This window comes from Streptomyces sp. NPDC007863, from assembly GCF_040633895.1.
Lineage (GTDB): Bacteria > Actinomycetota > Actinomycetes > Streptomycetales > Streptomycetaceae > Streptomyces.
Genome location: NZ_JBEYEI010000011.1, coordinates 103,107 through 118,398, shown reverse-complemented (window position 1 = coordinate 118,398; position 15,292 = coordinate 103,107). Strand labels below are relative to the sequence as shown.

At 72.1% G+C, this 15,292-nt stretch carries 12 protein-coding genes; 7 read left to right on the top strand and 5 right to left on the bottom strand.

Features of this window, described 5'->3' with window-relative positions:
- Nucleotides 1-112 precede the first annotated feature (112 nt).
- Complete coding sequence (gene glpX / locus ABZ621_RS18920; protein WP_360605857.1) at nucleotides 113-1,144, top strand: class II fructose-bisphosphatase; 1,032 nt, start codon at nucleotides 113-115, stop codon at nucleotides 1,142-1,144.
- Between the two features lie 139 nt (nucleotides 1,145-1,283).
- Here the strand turns inward: glpX and ABZ621_RS18915 are convergent, their stop codons facing one another.
- Complete coding sequence (locus tag ABZ621_RS18915; protein ID WP_360605855.1) at nucleotides 1,284-1,655, bottom strand: WhiB family transcriptional regulator; 372 nt, start codon at nucleotides 1,653-1,655, stop codon at nucleotides 1,284-1,286.
- A gap of 152 nt (nucleotides 1,656-1,807) precedes the next feature.
- Nucleotides 1,808-2,515, bottom strand: a complete 708-nt coding sequence (locus tag ABZ621_RS18910; protein WP_360606112.1) for a DUF1707 domain-containing protein — start codon at nucleotides 2,513-2,515, stop codon at nucleotides 1,808-1,810.
- A gap of 399 nt (nucleotides 2,516-2,914) precedes the next feature.
- Here ABZ621_RS18910 and ABZ621_RS18905 point away from each other — a divergent pair, with 399 nt between their 5' ends.
- Both ABZ621_RS18905 and ABZ621_RS18900 read left to right on the top strand, forming a co-directional pair.
- On the top strand, nucleotides 2,915-4,585 hold the full coding sequence (locus ABZ621_RS18905; RefSeq protein ID WP_360605853.1) for a fumarate hydratase: 1,671 nt from the start codon (nucleotides 2,915-2,917) through the stop codon (nucleotides 4,583-4,585).
- Nucleotides 4,586-4,751: 166 nt separating this feature from the next.
- The gene (locus ABZ621_RS18900; protein WP_360605851.1) at nucleotides 4,752-5,387 is read left to right on the top strand and encodes an HAD family acid phosphatase; all 636 of its coding nucleotides are present in this window, start codon (nucleotides 4,752-4,754) and stop codon (nucleotides 5,385-5,387) included.
- 9 nt (nucleotides 5,388-5,396) lie between these two features.
- Here the strand turns inward: ABZ621_RS18900 and ABZ621_RS18895 are convergent, their stop codons facing one another.
- Nucleotides 5,397-5,900 (bottom strand): hypothetical protein, encoded by a 504-nt coding sequence (locus tag ABZ621_RS18895; RefSeq protein WP_360605849.1) that lies wholly within the window; start codon nucleotides 5,898-5,900, stop codon nucleotides 5,397-5,399.
- 101 nt (nucleotides 5,901-6,001) lie between these two features.
- Between ABZ621_RS18895 and ABZ621_RS18890 the strand changes: the two genes are divergently transcribed.
- Complete coding sequence (locus ABZ621_RS18890; RefSeq protein ID WP_360605847.1) at nucleotides 6,002-6,628, top strand: lipoprotein; 627 nt, start codon at nucleotides 6,002-6,004, stop codon at nucleotides 6,626-6,628.
- A gap of 61 nt (nucleotides 6,629-6,689) precedes the next feature.
- Here ABZ621_RS18890 and ABZ621_RS18885 read toward each other — a convergent pair whose 3' ends face one another.
- Nucleotides 6,690-8,216, bottom strand: a complete 1,527-nt coding sequence (locus tag ABZ621_RS18885) for a ricin-type beta-trefoil lectin domain protein (protein ID WP_360605845.1) — start codon at nucleotides 8,214-8,216, stop codon at nucleotides 6,690-6,692.
- Between the two features lie 104 nt (nucleotides 8,217-8,320).
- On the opposite strand from ABZ621_RS18885, the gene ABZ621_RS18880 reads away from it, so the two are divergent.
- From ABZ621_RS18880 to ABZ621_RS18870, 3 genes are all read left to right on the top strand, one after another.
- Nucleotides 8,321-9,733 (top strand): class II fumarate hydratase, encoded by a 1,413-nt coding sequence (locus ABZ621_RS18880; protein ID WP_360605843.1) that lies wholly within the window; start codon nucleotides 8,321-8,323, stop codon nucleotides 9,731-9,733.
- A 110-nt stretch (nucleotides 9,734-9,843) separates the two neighbouring features.
- Nucleotides 9,844-10,518: a DUF402 domain-containing protein gene (locus ABZ621_RS18875; RefSeq protein WP_360605841.1), complete on the top strand. Its 675-nt coding sequence runs from the start codon at nucleotides 9,844-9,846 to the stop codon at nucleotides 10,516-10,518.
- 309 nt (nucleotides 10,519-10,827) lie between these two features.
- Entirely contained in the window at nucleotides 10,828-12,732 is a 1,905-nt protein-coding gene (locus tag ABZ621_RS18870; RefSeq protein WP_360605839.1) for an ATP-binding SpoIIE family protein phosphatase, read from the top strand.
- 77 nt (nucleotides 12,733-12,809) lie between these two features.
- Here the strand turns inward: ABZ621_RS18870 and ABZ621_RS18865 are convergent, their stop codons facing one another.
- Nucleotides 12,810-15,068, bottom strand: a complete 2,259-nt coding sequence (locus tag ABZ621_RS18865; RefSeq protein ID WP_360605837.1) for a transglycosylase domain-containing protein — start codon at nucleotides 15,066-15,068, stop codon at nucleotides 12,810-12,812.
- Between the last annotated feature and the right edge of the window lie 224 nt (nucleotides 15,069-15,292).

Here is a 15,292-nt window from a genome sequence, read left to right as displayed (position 1 = left end):
CATCCGGGTCCCGCGCTCATACGTGGGCCCCTCTGCTCAATATGTCGACCTGGCGATAGAGTCACAGCACCCTCCTTTTTCCGGCCGTCGTCGTACAGAAAGGTGCGCTCCGATGACCGAGCACCACCTGCCCCCCGAGCTCGAGGTCTCTCCCGAGGCCCCCGACCGCAACCTGGCGCTCGAACTGGTCCGCGTGACCGAGGCCGCCGCCATGGCCGCCGGCCGCTGGGTCGGCCGCGGCGACAAGATCGGCGCGGACGGCGCCGCCGTCAACGCGATGCGGACCCTCATCTCGACCGTCTCGATGAACGGCGTCGTCGTCATCGGCGAGGGCGAGAAGGACGAGGCGCCGATGCTCTTCAACGGCGAGCGGGTCGGCGACGGCACCGGCGCCGAGGTCGACATCGCCGTGGACCCGATCGACGGCACCACCCTGAACGCCAAGGGCATGCCGAACGCCATCGCCGTCCTCGCCGCCGCCGACCGCGGCTCCATGTTCGACCCGTCCGCGGTCTTCTACATGGACAAGCTGGTCACCGGCCCCGAGGCCGCCGACTTCGTCGACATCAACGCGCCCGTCTCGGTCAACATCCGCCGGGTCGCCAAGGCGAAGGGCATGAACGCCGAGGACGTCACCGTCGTCATCCTGGACCGCCCCCGCCACGAGGGCATCGTCAAGGAGATCCGGGAGACCGGCGCCCGCATCAAGTTCATCTCCGACGGCGACGTGGCCGGCTCGATCATGGCCGCCCGCGAGGGCACCGGCGTCGACCTGCTCATGGGCATCGGCGGCACGCCCGAGGGCATCATCTCGGCCTGTGCCATCAAGTGCCTGGGCGGCGTGATCCAGGGCAAGCTGTGGCCGAAGGACGAGGCCGAGCGCCAGAAGGCGATCGACGCGGGCCACGACCTGGACCGGGTCCTCACCACGACCGACCTGGTCGCCGGCGACAACGTCTTCTTCGTCGCCACCGGCATCACCGACGGCGAGCTGCTGCGCGGGGTGCGCTACCGCTCCGAGACGGCGACCACCCAGTCGCTGGTCATGCGCTCGAAGTCCGGCACGATCCGCCAGATCGACTCCACGCACCGGCTCGCGAAGCTGCGCGCCTACAGCCAGATCGACTTCGACCGGGCGAACTGACACCGGCCCGGCGACGGCAGCGAAGAGGGGCGTCCCCATGTGCGGTGGGGGCGCCCCTTCCCGTTCCGTACGGGTCCGGATCGCGGGGTACGGGACAGGGGTCAGGGCGCCGGGGCGGCCGGCCCCGGCGGTCCGCCCGTCAGCCGGCCTGGGCGACGCGCTCGGCCGCGGCGGACTTGCGCAGCTCGACCTCGCGGCGGCGGCGCCGGGCCAGCACCACACGGCGCTCGGCGGCGGTGAGCCCGCCCCAGACGCCGTACGGCTCCGGCTGGAGCAGCGCGTGCTCGCGGCAGTCGACCATCACGGGACAGCGCGCGCAGACCTGCTTGGCCGCCTCCTCGCGGGCCAGCCGCGCGGCGGTCGGCTCCTTGGAGGGGGCGAAGAAGAGTCCTGCCTCGTCCCGGCGGCACACCGCCTCCGCGTGCCAGGGGCCGTCCTCGTCCTGCCGCGCCGGGGCACGCTGGGGCGGCACGGGGGCTACCTGGAGGGGCTGATGCGGCAGTTGCAGCACGGTCTACTCCTGACGACGGCTTCGCGAGCGAGCAGCGATGCAGCAGCCCTACCCGCTGTGCGCGCGCCTATGCACTGCGTGCCCTCCCCATCCGGAGTCCGGAGCCCCGGCGACGTATTCCGGTCACTTCCTGGCCGATACCCGGTGGGTCGTCAGTGCCCGAGGTGCTTGCGGACCTTGTTCTGGAGGTCGGTGACCCACTTGCCCCGCTTGGGTCTCGCCTCCACGTTCCCGAGCACCGCGTAGCCGTTGACGACGACCAGCGGCGCCTGCGGGTCGACCCCCTCCAGGGTCGTGACCTCGAAGTTCCCGAGGATGCCGGCGCCGGAGCCGCGCAGGCTGATGTTCTCCGGGACGCGGACCTCGATGTTCCCGAAGATCGAGGTGGCGTTGATGGTGGTGAGGGGCTGGGTGAAGATCGCCTCCGTCAGGTCGATCTCCACGTTCCCGAAGATCGCGAAGGCGTTGGTGCGGCGGGCGACCCGCCAGCGGCCCTTGCGGGTGGTGCTGGAGAAGACGGCGAACAGCTGGTCCGCGTTCCCCTCCGCGTCCTCCGGGCCGTAGGCGGCCGGGGCCGGCTCGGGCCGCGCGCCGGCCGGTCCGCCGTCGGCGGCCGGCAGGTCCCGCACGATCGGCTCCAGCTCGCCCACGGTCTTGGCACGGTAGACCGCCTCGACCCGCTCCGCGTGCTCCTCCGCGTCGAGCCGCCCCTGCGCGAGCGCGTCCGCGAGGATGTCCGCGACCCGGTCCCGGTCGGCGTCGGAGGCCCGCAGCGACCCCTGAGGATCGGCGTACGCGGGCGGAGCGGGAGCGGTGGGAGCAGCAGGCGCGACGGGCGGCGCGGGCGCGGCGGGAGCCACCGGCGCGGCGGGCGGCGCGGGCGCGGTCGGGGCGGCGGGGGCTTCCGGGGCGGCGGGGGGCCGCGCGGGGTCGGACGGCCGCCGCGCGGGGTCGGGCTGCTTTTCGAGGTCCACGTCTCCACCCTGGCACACGCGATAGATCGCGACCAGGGATCCCGTCCCCCATCTCTCCCCTAGGGGACGGGACATGCCGAGAACGGATCGCCCCTCCGCGCGAACCCTCGCGCGAACCCTGTCGGCGGGCCTCCCCGGGGCGGAAGACTCCGCTTCGGCGCATTCCCGGCCCCGGGTGAGCCTTACCTCACAGGATCGGTGCCGCGCCCGCGTTCTACGCTGGAGGGCGCGGCCGCCAACGGAGGCGGCGCGCTGCTGTCTGCCGAGTGAGGAATGGCTGCCGTCATGCCAGAGTTTGCGTACTCCGATCTGCTCCCCGTGGGAGAGGACACCACGCCCTACCGTCTGGTGACCGCCGAGGGCGTCTCCACCGTCGAGGCCGACGGCCGTACGTTCCTCAAGGTCGAGCCGGAGGCGCTGCGCACGCTGGCCGCCGAGGCCATCCACGACATCCAGCACTTCCTGCGCCCGGCCCACCTGGCCCAGCTGCGGAAGATCATCGACGACCCGGAGGCGTCGGGCAACGACAAGTTCGTCGCGCTCGACCTCCTGAAGAACGCGAACATCGCCGCCGCCGGCGTGCTCCCCATGTGCCAGGACACCGGCACCGCGATCGTCATGGGCAAGCGCGGGCAGAACGTGCTCACCCGGGGCCGCGACGAGGAGGCCCTGTCGAAGGGCATCTACGACGCGTACACCAAGCTCAACCTCCGCTACTCGCAGATGGCCCCGGTCACCATGTGGGAGGAGAAGAACACCGGCTCGAACCTGCCCGCGCAGATCGAGCTGTACGCGACCGACGGCGGCGCGTACAAGTTCCTCTTCATGGCCAAGGGCGGCGGCTCGGCCAACAAGTCCTTCCTCTACCAGGAGACGAAGGCCGTCCTCAACGAGGCGTCCATGATGAAGTTCCTGGAGGAGAAGATCCGTTCGCTGGGCACGGCCGCGTGCCCGCCGTACCACCTGGCGATCGTGGTCGGCGGCACCTCCGCCGAGTTCGCGCTGAAGACCGCGAAGTACGCCTCCGCGCACTACCTGGACGAGCTGCCGACCGAGGGCGACGCCGCCACCGGCCACGGCTTCCGGGACAAGGAGCTGGAGGAGAAGGTCTTCGAGCTGACGCAGAAGATCGGCATCGGCGCGCAGTTCGGCGGCAAGTACTTCTGCCACGACGTGCGCGTGGTCCGCCTCCCCCGGCACGGCGCCTCGCTGCCCGTCGCGATCGCCGTCTCCTGCTCGGCCGACCGCCAGGCCGTCGCGAAGATCACCGCCGAGGGCGTCTTCCTGGAGCAGCTGGAGACGGACCCGGCGCGCTTCCTGCCGGAGACCGAGGACACCCACCTGGACGCCGGCGACGTCGTGAAGATCGACCTCAGCCGGCCGATGGACGAGGTCCTGGCCGAGCTGACCAAGCACCCGGTCAAGACCCGCCTCTCGCTCACCGGCCCGCTGGTCGTCGCCCGCGACATCGCGCACGCCAGGATCAAGGCGCGGCTCGACGCCGGCGAGGACATGCCGCAGTACATGAAGGACCACCCGGTCTACTACGCGGGCCCGGCGAAGACCCCCGAGGGGTACGCCTCCGGTTCCTTCGGCCCGACGACGGCCGGCCGCATGGACTCGTACGTGGACCAGTTCCAGGCGGCGGGCGGCTCGATGGTGATGCTCGCCAAGGGCAACCGCTCGCAGCAGGTCACCGACGCGTGCGGCACGCACGGCGGCTTCTACCTCGGCTCCATCGGCGGCCCGGCCGCCCGTCTCGCCCAGGACTGCATCAAGAAGATCGAGGTCCTGGACAACGAGGAGGACGGCATGGAGGCCGTCTGGAAGATCGAGGTCGAGGACTTCCCGGCCTTCGTCGTCGTCGACGACAAGGGCAACGACTTCTTCCAGAACCCGGCGCCGGAGCCGACGTTCACCCACATCCCGGTGCGCCAGGGCTCCCAGCTTTCGTAACCCCGGGTAGCACTTCGGCGCCCCCGGTCCGCGCGGACGGACCGGGGGCGCTGTCACATCCCGCTCCGAAAGTCGCTACCGACTGGTAGCCAGCCGGACACTTACTGGTCAGTATGGGTCGCGAGCATGTCAACCACTGAGACGGTCGACCACTCGGGAGCCCCCCATGCCCACCAAGCCCTCCGCCCGGTCCGCGGCCACCGCCACCGGCCTCCTCGGCCTCACGGCCCTGCTCGTCGTCGGGCCCGCGCCCGCCGCCTCCGCCGCCGACCCCGACACCCACCTCACCTCCGCCGCCGCGATCGAGGGCGTGGACTACACGACCTGGCGCCGGGACGTGGCCGCCGTGGTCGCCGAGGCCCGCCCGTACATCGAGGAGCGCGCCGAGGACGCCGGCACGGAGAAGCAGGCGATCGTCCTCGACATCGACAACAGCTCCCTGGAGACGGACTTCCACCCGTTCTGGGAGCTGCCGACCCCGGCCATCCCCGAGATCCGCTCCCTGGTCCGGGACGCGCACGCGCGCGGGGTGAAGGTCTTCTTCGTGACCGCGCGCCCGGGGATCATCCACTCCCTCACCGAGTGGAACCTCAAGCAGGTCGGCTACCCGGTCGACGGGCTGTACGTGCGCTCGCTGCCCGACCTCTTCGCCGAGGTGAGCGCGTACAAGACGGAGAAGCGCGCCGAGATCGAGGCCAAGGGCTACACGATCATCGCGAACATCGGGAACAACACGACCGACGTCGTCGGCGGTCACGCCGAGCGCGCCTTCAAGCTGCCGGACTACGGCAAGCTGTCCTGACCCCGTCCGTCAGCGGGTGATGTGGAACTCCAGGCGGGAGTAGTCCCCGTCCGGGGTCGAGCGGATCCAGCCGCGGGCGTCCTTGAAGTCGCCGGTGCCGCCGGTGACCGCGATGTCGAACGCGGCCGGGGCCTCGTCCTCGGGGGTGACGGAGAGCAGCGTCTGCCCGGTGAGCTGGCCGCCGGGACCGCCGTTCAGGACGTAGGTGCCGACGCACAGCAGGTCCGCCGTCTCCCCGCCGCGCACCACGGTGCAGCCGACGCCGTCCCGGCCGACGGTCTCGCCGCCCTTGGTGCGGGAGAGGTCCTCGGCGAAGGCGAGGGAGTCGCCGACCTCCGGTGACAGGTCGGGAGTCTCGTCCTCGTCGGCGGGGACCTCCTTGGCGTACAGGGTGAACTCGAACCCGTCCGCGGGCACGGCGGGTGCGGCGGCGACCGGTGCGGCGGCCGCGAAGGTGACGGCCGCGACCGTCGCGGCGCCGAGGGCGCCGATCCTCCTGAAGCTCCGGATCATGGACTGCCTCCCTGGCGGGGTGCGGATCTTCCCCCTTCGGGCCGTCCTCACATTGTGCTGCCGCCGTCCGGGTGACGCACCCCGTCGGGGATGATGGGGCCATGCCAGGAAAAGCCCCTCTTCTCCGTACCGCCCTGCTCGCGGCGGCCCTGCTGACCGCCTGCGGTACGACCCCGGAGCCGGACGCGCCGGCCGCCGCCCCGCCGACCGCGGCGAAGTCGCCGACGGCCGCGCCCTCCCCGGAGGCCGTGGTGTCCGTCGGCGGTCCCGGCACCGCCTGCGCGCTCCCCGTCTCCTTCTCCCTCATGGAGGGCTGGGAGCCGGAGACGGTCGAGAAGCCCGAGGACCCCGACTTCGCGGCGCTCGTGGAGCAGGGTCCGGCCACGATCGTCTGCGAGGCGAAGTCGGAGGGGACCTCGGACATCGGCTTCCTGCGGGTGTGGACCGCGCCGAAGGGCCCGGTCCGCTCCACCCTGAAGGCCTTCGTCGAGGACGACAAGAGCAAGGAGCTCGTCCTCACCGACGTGAAGGCGGGCGCGGTGGCCGCCGTGGAGGCCCGCTACTCCGTGTACAGCGAGCTGGAGGAGGACTGGCGGGACGGCCGTTCCTTCGCGGTGACGACCCCGAAGGGCGCGGTCGTCATCATGGAGCTCGGCGGTCTCGACGCCGAGGAGGACGCGGTGGTCGCCGCGTACGAGCTGGCGAAGTCGACGCTCAAGCTCTCGTGACAGGGCCGTGGCCCTCCGTCCCGCACCGGACGGAGGGCCACGGCGTTCTCGGGCCCGCGGGCTACGCGAACCGCTGGTTCGCCGAGCCGTCGCAGGTCTGGAGCCGCACCGGCTCCTTCGCGGCGCCCTGCGCGAGGCAGAGGCCGGTCGCGGCGGCGGGCCGGATCGTGGCGCCGTCGCGGACGAACTTCTGGTTGGCGGCGCCGGAGCAGTTCCAGACGATGAGCGCCTTGCCGGCCTGGTAGGCCGCGCCCGGCACGTCCAGGCAGCGGTCCTGGGTGAGTTCGGTGTGGAGGGTCGCGCGGGCGGAGTCGTACCACCAGCCCTGGTTGCGGCCGCCGTGGCAGTCCCAGCCGAGGACGGCGGTGCCGTTGGCGGACTCGGAGGCGTTCACGTCGAGGCAGTTGCCGGTCGCGGCGTTCCGCAGCGGCTTGTAGACGTCGTCCCAGGCGAGCGGGAAGAGCGTCGGGGTGCCGGAGGAGTTCACGTCGGCGCAGCTCGCCTCGCGCAGGCCGGAGCCGTAGAGCTGGGTCAGGCAGGAGGCGAAGGCGGCGTGGCCGCTCTTGTTGGGGTGGAAGGACTGGCGGGTGGAGTTCTCGTCGATCCCGCCGGGCTTGGAGAGGTCGATGTACAGGCCCCGGGCCCAGGTGTCCTCCATGCAGACCTCGTGGCCGTGGAAGAGCCGGGAGTTGTCGAGGTAGACGGCGCCGGTGGAGGCGGCCACCTTGCGCATGCCGCGCTCGAAGGCGGGGACGGCGGTGTTGCGGCCCCACTTGGTGTCGGAGTCGTAGCCCATGCCGCCGCAGGCCAGCTTGCCGGGGAAGTTCGGGTTGTCGTGGAAGTCCGGGCCGATGGGGCTGGGGTAGCCCATCACGACGAGCTTGTAGTCGCCGTCGGCGTATCCGGCGTCCCGCATGACGGTCTTCAGGTCGCGGACGGTCTGCTCGACCTTGGGGACCAGGGCGTCGACGCGGGCCTGCCAGCCGGGGGCGTACTTGGGCTCGCAGGTGCCCTGGCTCAGGACGTAGCGGGTGACGCAGTCGGTCATGACGGGGCCGAACTGGAGGTCGTCGTTGGCGCCGGCGACCAGGAGGACCATCTTGATGCGGGTGTTGCGGGCCTTGACGGCGAGGTTGTCGCTCTGGACCAGCTCGTCCGCGTACTGCTTGCTCCCGCCGATCCGGATGTTGCCGGTGTAGGCGCCGGAGCAGGAGACGTTGAAGGTCAGGTCGGCGGCGATGCCGGTGCGGTGGATGGCCGCGTCGGGCGAGCGGTGGCACCAGTTGGTGGGGCCGTTGGTGGGTGACTCGTAGGTCCCGACGCCCTCGCCGGAGATCTCGCTGTCGCCGAGCGAGATCAGGCCGGTCCTGCGCTGGTCGAGCGGGCGTTCCTCGGGGCTGCCGTAGATCTTCGTGGCCTCGGCGGCCCGGATCGCCTCCAACTCGGGCGAGAGGGGTACGGAGGCGACGGCGGCCCCCGTACCGGTGTCGGCCGCTCCGGCGGGGGCGGCGGTCAGGGAGCCGAGGGCGGCGGCCGCCGCGGCGACGGCGGCGATGGGCCACCGGAGTCTGTACCTGGTGCGCGTCACTGCGCCTCCTGGAAGTGGGGTTACCCACGGTTTTTACTGGCCGGTACGCGCCTTGGGAATACATCGAACAAGACAAGTGCTCATCTTTTTATGGAGGTTGAGTGATGACTGAGGACACGAAGAACGACGGCGGATACCGGATCGAGCACGACTCCATGGGCGAGGTGCGGGTCCCCGCGCACGCCAAGTGGCGGGCCCAGACCCAGCGGGCGGTGGAGAACTTCCCGGTCTCCGGACAGCGCCTGGAGCGCGCCCACATCGAGGCGCTGGCCCGGATCAAGGCCGCCGCCGCCACCGTCAACGCCGAGCTCGGGGTGATCGACCGGGACCGCGCCGAGGCCATCGCGGCCGCCGCCGCGGAGGTCGCGGAGGGCCGCTGGGACGACCACTTCCCGGTGGACGTCTTCCAGACGGGCTCCGGCACCTCCTCCAACATGAACACCAACGAGGTCCTCGCCACCCTCGCCGGGGAGCGGCTGCCGGCCGACCGGGCCGTCCACCCCAACGACCACGTCAACGCCTCGCAGTCGTCCAACGACGTCTTCCCCTCCTCCATCCACATCGCCGCCACCGCCGCCGTCACCCGCGACCTCGTCCCCGCGCTCGACCACCTGGCCGCCGCCCTGGAGCGAAAATCGGCCGAATTCGCGACGGTCGTGAAGTCGGGCCGTACGCATCTGATGGACGCCACCCCGGTCACCCTGGGCCAGGAGTTCGGCGGCTACGCGGCCCAGGTCAGGTACGGGATCGAGCGGCTGCGCTCCGCCCTCCCCCGGCTCGCCGAACTCCCCCTCGGCGGCACCGCCGTGGGCACCGGCATCAACACCCCGCCCGGCTTCTCGGCCGCCGTCATCGCCGAGCTCGCCCGCGCCACCGGCCTGCCCTTCACCGAGGCCCGCGACCACTTCGAGGCCCAGGGCGCCCGGGACGGCCTGGTGGAGACCTCCGGCCAGCTCAGGACCATCGCCGTCTCCCTCACCAAGATCGCCAACGATCTGCGCTGGATGGCCAGCGGCCCCCGCACCGGCCTGGCCGAGATCGAACTGCCCGACCTCCAGCCCGGCTCCTCGATCATGCCCGGCAAGGTCAACCCCGTGATCCCCGAGGCGGTCCTCATGGTCGCCGCCCAGGTCACCGGCAACGACACCACCGTCGCCGTGGCCGGCGCGGCCGGGAACTTCGAGCTCAACGTGATGCTCCCGGTGATGGCCAAGAACCTGCTGGAGTCCGTACGACTCCTGGCCAACGCCTCCCGGCTGCTCGCCGACCGCACCGTCGACGGCGTCACCGCCAACGTCGAGCGCGCCCGCGAGTACGCCGAGTCCTCCCCCTCCGTCGTCACCCCGCTCAACAAGTACATCGGCTACGAGGAGGCCGCGAAGGTCGCCAAGCGGTCCCTGGCCGAGCGCAAGACCATCCGCGAGGTCGTCCTGGAGTCCGGCTACGTGGACCGCGGCGACCTCACCCTCGAACAGCTCGACGAGGCCCTCGACGTCCTGCGCATGACCCGGCCGTGACCCCGACGTGACCCCGAGGTGTCCCCGGCGCGAACCCGAGGCCGCTCCCGGATGACTCAACCGTGACCTGTGCCGCAGCGCCGGTGGGAGCGCGCCCCTAAGATCTGCGCATGACAGGAGCGGACGGTTCGGACGACATCCAGCGCTGGGCGCCCGGGGAGCACATCCTCTGGCGCTACCGGGGCGTGGGCACCGACGAGGTGCACATCTGCCGGCCGGTGACCGTCGTCCGGGACACGCCGGAACTGCTCGCCGTGTGGATGGCGCCCGGCACCGAGTGCGTCCGCCCGGTGCTCGCCGACGGCACCTCCGTCCACGACGAGCCGCTCGCCACCCGCTACACCGCGCCCCGCACCACCGAGCGCGCCCGCTGGGCCGGCAGCGGGGTCCTCAAGCTGGCGAGACCCGGCGACCCGTGGTCGGTCTGGCTCTTCTGGGAGCGCGGCTGGCGCTTCCGCAGCTGGTACGTCAACCTGGAGGAGCCGCGCCGCCGCTGGGCCGGCGGCGTCGACTCCGAGGACCACTTCCTCGACATCTCCGTCTACCCCGACCAGAGCTGGCTCTGGCGGGACGAGGACGAGTTCGAGCAGGCGCAGCGCGCCGGGCTCATGGACCCGGCCGGGGCCTCCCGGGTGCGGGAGGCCGGCGCCGCGGCCGTACGGCTGGTCGAAAGCTGGGGAACACCCTTCCGGGACGGCTGGGAGGAGTGGCGGCCCGACCCCTCCTGGACCGTCCCCGTCCTGCCCGCGGACTGGGATCGCACCCCGGCGCACACCGCTCCATGAGACCCTTGCCGCGCCCCCCGGGTCGAAACGTAGGATCGTCCTCCGCACGGCCGACAACGGGCGGACACCACGTCACCGACCGAACGCAGCGCAGCAACTGACCACACGTCACCGCACGTCATCGATGAGGGGGAGAGCAGTGCCGGAGCTGTGCCCGGGTCGCACTCCCCCCGCCCCTGCCGCGGTCCGCGGATCGTCCGTATCCACCGCGAACACCGCCGCCGGAGGGTTTATCCCCGCCGGAGGCGCGGCATCGGCGAGAAGAGCGAGTGCATCGCACCACCGGCCCGGACGGACGGAATCCCACGCGTGACGGAGCATCCCACCTCCCACGAAGGCCGGCAGCCGCTGGCCGACCGGCCCCAGGAACAGACGCGGCCTCGCCAGGAGGCCGCGCCCGCCGGCCTGCCCTCCGACATCCCCGCGCAGCCCGCGCCGCAGCTCCCTGAGCCCGCTCCGGCGCCGGGGCCCTCGGCGCCCGCGGTCGCCGTCGCCGTCTCCCCCAAGGGGGCGGAGCCGGCGGGGCGGCGCGAGGGCGACCGGCTGCGCTTCGTCGGCGCCGCGACCCGGCGGATCGCCCGCGGTCTCGACCTCGACGAGATCGTCCTCGGCCTGTGCCGCGCCACCGTGCCGGCCTTCTCCGACGAGATCCTCGTCTACCTCCGCGACCCGCTGCCGGTCGGCGACGAGCGCCCGGTGGCGCCCTTCGTGCTGCGGCTGCGCCGCACCGACCGGCTGCGGTTAACGGACCTGGAGGGCGACGAGCTCGTCCTCGTACCCGATCCCGACCCGACGCCCGCGGCCGAGCTGTGCGAGGTGCGCTCCGGCAGTTCCCTGGCCGAGGTGCTCCGCGGGGTCCGGCCGGTCTTCGGCGACTCCGCCGCCGCCCGGACCGCGCTCGGCGAACTCCTGGGCGCGGAGCATCCGCTGCCCCGCGGACTGCGGGCGATACTGGCGCCGCTGCGCGGCCGCCGCCGGGTGATCGGCGCGGCCGTCTTCCTGCGCCGCGCCGAGCAGCCCGCCTTCGACCCGGACGACCTGCTCGTCGGCGCCCAGCTGGCCACCCACACCGCGCTCGGCATCGACAAGGCGGTGCTGTACGGCCGGGAGGCGTACATCGCGGACGAGCTGCAGCGGACCATGCTGCCGGACTCGCTGCCGCAGCCGACCGGCGTCAAGCTCGCCTCCCGCTACCTGCCGGCGGCCGAGACGGCTCGGGTGGGCGGCGACTGGTACGACGCGATCCCGCTGCCCGGCAGCAGGGTCGCGCTGGTCGTCGGCGACGTCATGGGCCACTCGATGACCTCGGCCGCGATCATGGGCCAGCTGCGCACCACCGCGCAGACCCTGGCCGGGCTCGACCTGCCGCCGCAGGAGGTGCTGCACCACCTCGACGAGCAGGCCCAGCGGCTCGGCGAGAACCGGATGGCGACCTGCATGTACGCGGTCTACGACCCGGTCTCGCACCGGATCACGGTCGCCAACGCCGGCCATCCGCCGCCGATACTGCTCCACCTGGACGGGCGCGCGGAGGTGCTGCGGGTGCCCGCGGGCGCCCCGATCGGCGTCGGCGGCGTGGACTTCGAGGCGGTCGAGCTGGACGCCCCGGCCGGTGCGACGCTGCTGCTGTACACGGACGGTCTGGTGGAGTCCCGGCTGCGGGACGTGTGGACCGGGATCGAGCAGCTGCGGGAGCGGCTCGCGGCGGCGGCCCAGCTGACCGGGCCCGACCACGCACCGCCCCTGGAGGCGCTCTGCGACGACGTGCTGGACATGCTGGGTCCGGGCGACCGGGACGACGACATCGCGCTGCTCGCGGCCCGCTTCGACGGGATCGCGCCGAGCGACGTGGCGTACTGGTTCCTGGATCCGGAGGACGCGGCCCCGGGCCGGGCCCGCCGGCTGGCCCGCCGGGCGCTCGCCCGCTGGGACCTGGAGGAGCTCACGGACTCGGTGGAGCTGCTGATCAGCGAGGTGGTGACGAACGCGGTGCGGTACGCGGAGCGGCCGGTGACCCTGCGGCTGCTGCGGACGGACGTGCTGCGCTGCGAGGTCGGCGACGACTCCCCGCAGCTGCCCCGGCAGCGGCGCGCCCGCGAGACGGACGAGGGCGGGCGCGGCCTGTTCCTGGTGAACCGGCTGGCGCGGCGGTGGGGGGCGACCCGTCTGTCGGGCGGCAAGGTCGTCTGGTTCGAGCTGTCGACGCGCGTCTGACCGCCTACGCGACGAAGGCCGGTCCCCTGGCGGGGGCCGGCCTTCGTCGCGTACGGGACGTCGCGTACGGAAGGGGGTCAGCGGGGCTGCTGGGTGGTGCGGTCGGGCAGGACGGCGCCCTCGTCACCGCCCGGGAGGTCGGGGTCGGGCGGCTGGACCGTCGCCGTGGTGGTCGGCTCCCCGGTGGGTTCGCCGGTCGGGACCGGCGGGGTGGTGGTGGCGTCCTGAGTGGGCGTCGGCCGGGTCGTCGGCGGCGTGGTGGGCGGCGTGGTCGGCGCGGTGGGGGTGCGGGCCGGCGGGGTCGTGGCGGTCTCCGTCGGCTCCTCGGTGGGCTCCTCGGTCGGGGTGGGCGAGCCCGTCCCGGTGGGCAGCCGGCCGCCGCCGTCCCAGCCGCCGTCGGTCTCCAGGTCGAACTCGGCGTCGGAGCCGCCGTTCAGGGCGCGCTCGGTGTACGCGCCCCAGATCTTGGCCGGGACGCCGCCGCCGTTGGCGCGGCGGCCGGGATCGACGGTGTCGGTGAGGGTGACCTGTTCGGCGATCTTGCCGGAGGTGTCCTCGCCGAAGAGGGCGACGGCGGTGACCAGTTCGGGGGTGTAGCCGACGAACCAGGCGGAGCGGTTGTTCTCGGAGGTGCCGGTCTTGCCGGCGGCCTCGTAGTCGCCGGCGGCGCGGTAGCCGGAGCCGTTCTCGACGACGCTGTGCATGGCCTTGGTGACGGTGTCGGCGGCCCGGCGGCTGATGACCTGCTCGCCGGTCTGCCTCACCGTCTCGACCTGGCGGTCGCGGTGCTGGGCGGCCTTGACGAGGGTCGGGGTGACCTTCGCGCCGTGGTTGTCGAGGGTGGCGTAGGCGCCGGCCATGTCGAGGGTGGAGGCGCCCATGGTGCCGAGTGCCATGGCGGGGGTGGGGTCGAAGTCCTGGCCGTCCTTCAGGCCGAGGCCGAGGGCGGTCTTCTTGGTCTTCTCGGCGCCGACGTCGACGATCATCTGGGCGTAGACCGAGTTGATGGACTTGTCGGTGGCCCGCTGCACGGAGACGGGGCCGTACGAGCGGTCGTCCTCGTTCTCGGGGGCGTAGGGGATCTCGCTGCCGACGACGGGGCGCTTGCTGTCGCCGTCGTAGACGGTGCCGAGGCCGATCTCGCGGCCGTCCTGGGTGGTCGCCTCGTTGTCGAGGGCGGAGGCGAGGACGATCGGCTTGAAGGTGGAGGCGGGCTGGAAGTCGCGCCGGGTGGCGTTGGACATCCAGTGCTCGGTGGCGCCGACGCCGCCGTACATCGCGACGACCGCGCCGGTCTTCGGGTCGACGGAGGTGGCGCCGGCCTGGACGGTGGCGGCCTTCTTGTCGCCCTTGCGGTCGAGCTTGGCCTCCAGCTCCTTGTCGACCGCGGCGACGAGGTCCTTCTGCTTGCCCTCGTCGATGTTCAGGGTGATGGTCCAGCCGCCGGCCTTGATGTCCTCCTCGCTGACGCCCTGGCGCATCAGCTCCTGGTTGGCGGCCTCGACGATGTAGCCGGTCTGGCCCTCCATGCCCGGGAGCGGCTTGGGCGCCTGCGGGACGGGGAACTTCAGGCCGGCGCGCTCGGCGGCGGGCAGCCAGCCCATCTCGACCATGTTGTCGAGGACGTAGTTCCAGCGCTCCTCGACGAGCTTGCGGCCGGTGGCGTTGGCGGAGGTCCAGTCGTACTGGTTGGGGGCCTGGAGCAGCGAGGCGAGGTAGGCGCCCTGGGCGGTGGTGAGCCGGGAGGCGTCGGTGCCGTAGTACGAGCGGGCGGCGGCCTGGATGCCGTAGGCGGAGCGGCCGTAGTAGCTGGTGTTCATGTACCCGGCGAGGATGTCGGACTTGGACATCTCCTCGTCGACCTTGATGGCGATGACCATTTCCTTGAGCTTGCGGGTCGCCGTCTGGTCCTGGCTCAGGTAGAAGTTCTTGACGTACTGCTGGGTGATCGTGGAGCCGCCCTGCTTGCCCTTGCCGGTGAGGGTGTTCCAGGCGGCGCGGGTGGTGCCCTTGATGTCGACGCCGTTGTCCTTGTAGAAGGTCTTGTTCTCGGCGGCGACGAAGGCCCGCTGGACGGGGAGCGGGATCTTCTCCAGGCCCACGATCTCGCGGTTGATCTCGCCGGTGCGGGCGAGGATCTTGCCGTTGGAGTACTTGTAGATGTTGCTCTGCATGGTCGCCTCGGCGTTGGCCGTGGGCACGGGGACCAGCAGGTAGACGGTGTAGAGGCCGCCGATACCGATCAGGCAGAGCAGGAGGAAGGTGCCCAGCAGCTTCTTCCAGGTGAAGAGGCGGCGTATGCCCCGTTTCTTCGCCTTCGCGTCCGGTCGGCCCATGTCGTGTGTCGCTCCGCTCGTCGTGTGTCCCGCCGCCCCCGGTCGTCCGACGCGCCGGATCAGCTCAGCAAGCTAACACCGACACTGCGGACATAGGGCAACCGATCACGCCTTTTCAGGACGTGAGAATCAGCACCCACCTCCAGGGGAACCGACGTCCGAGCGGAGGTGATGGTTGCGTGAAGGATTGGTTCCGCTTTCCCGCACATCCACCGCCGCCCCAT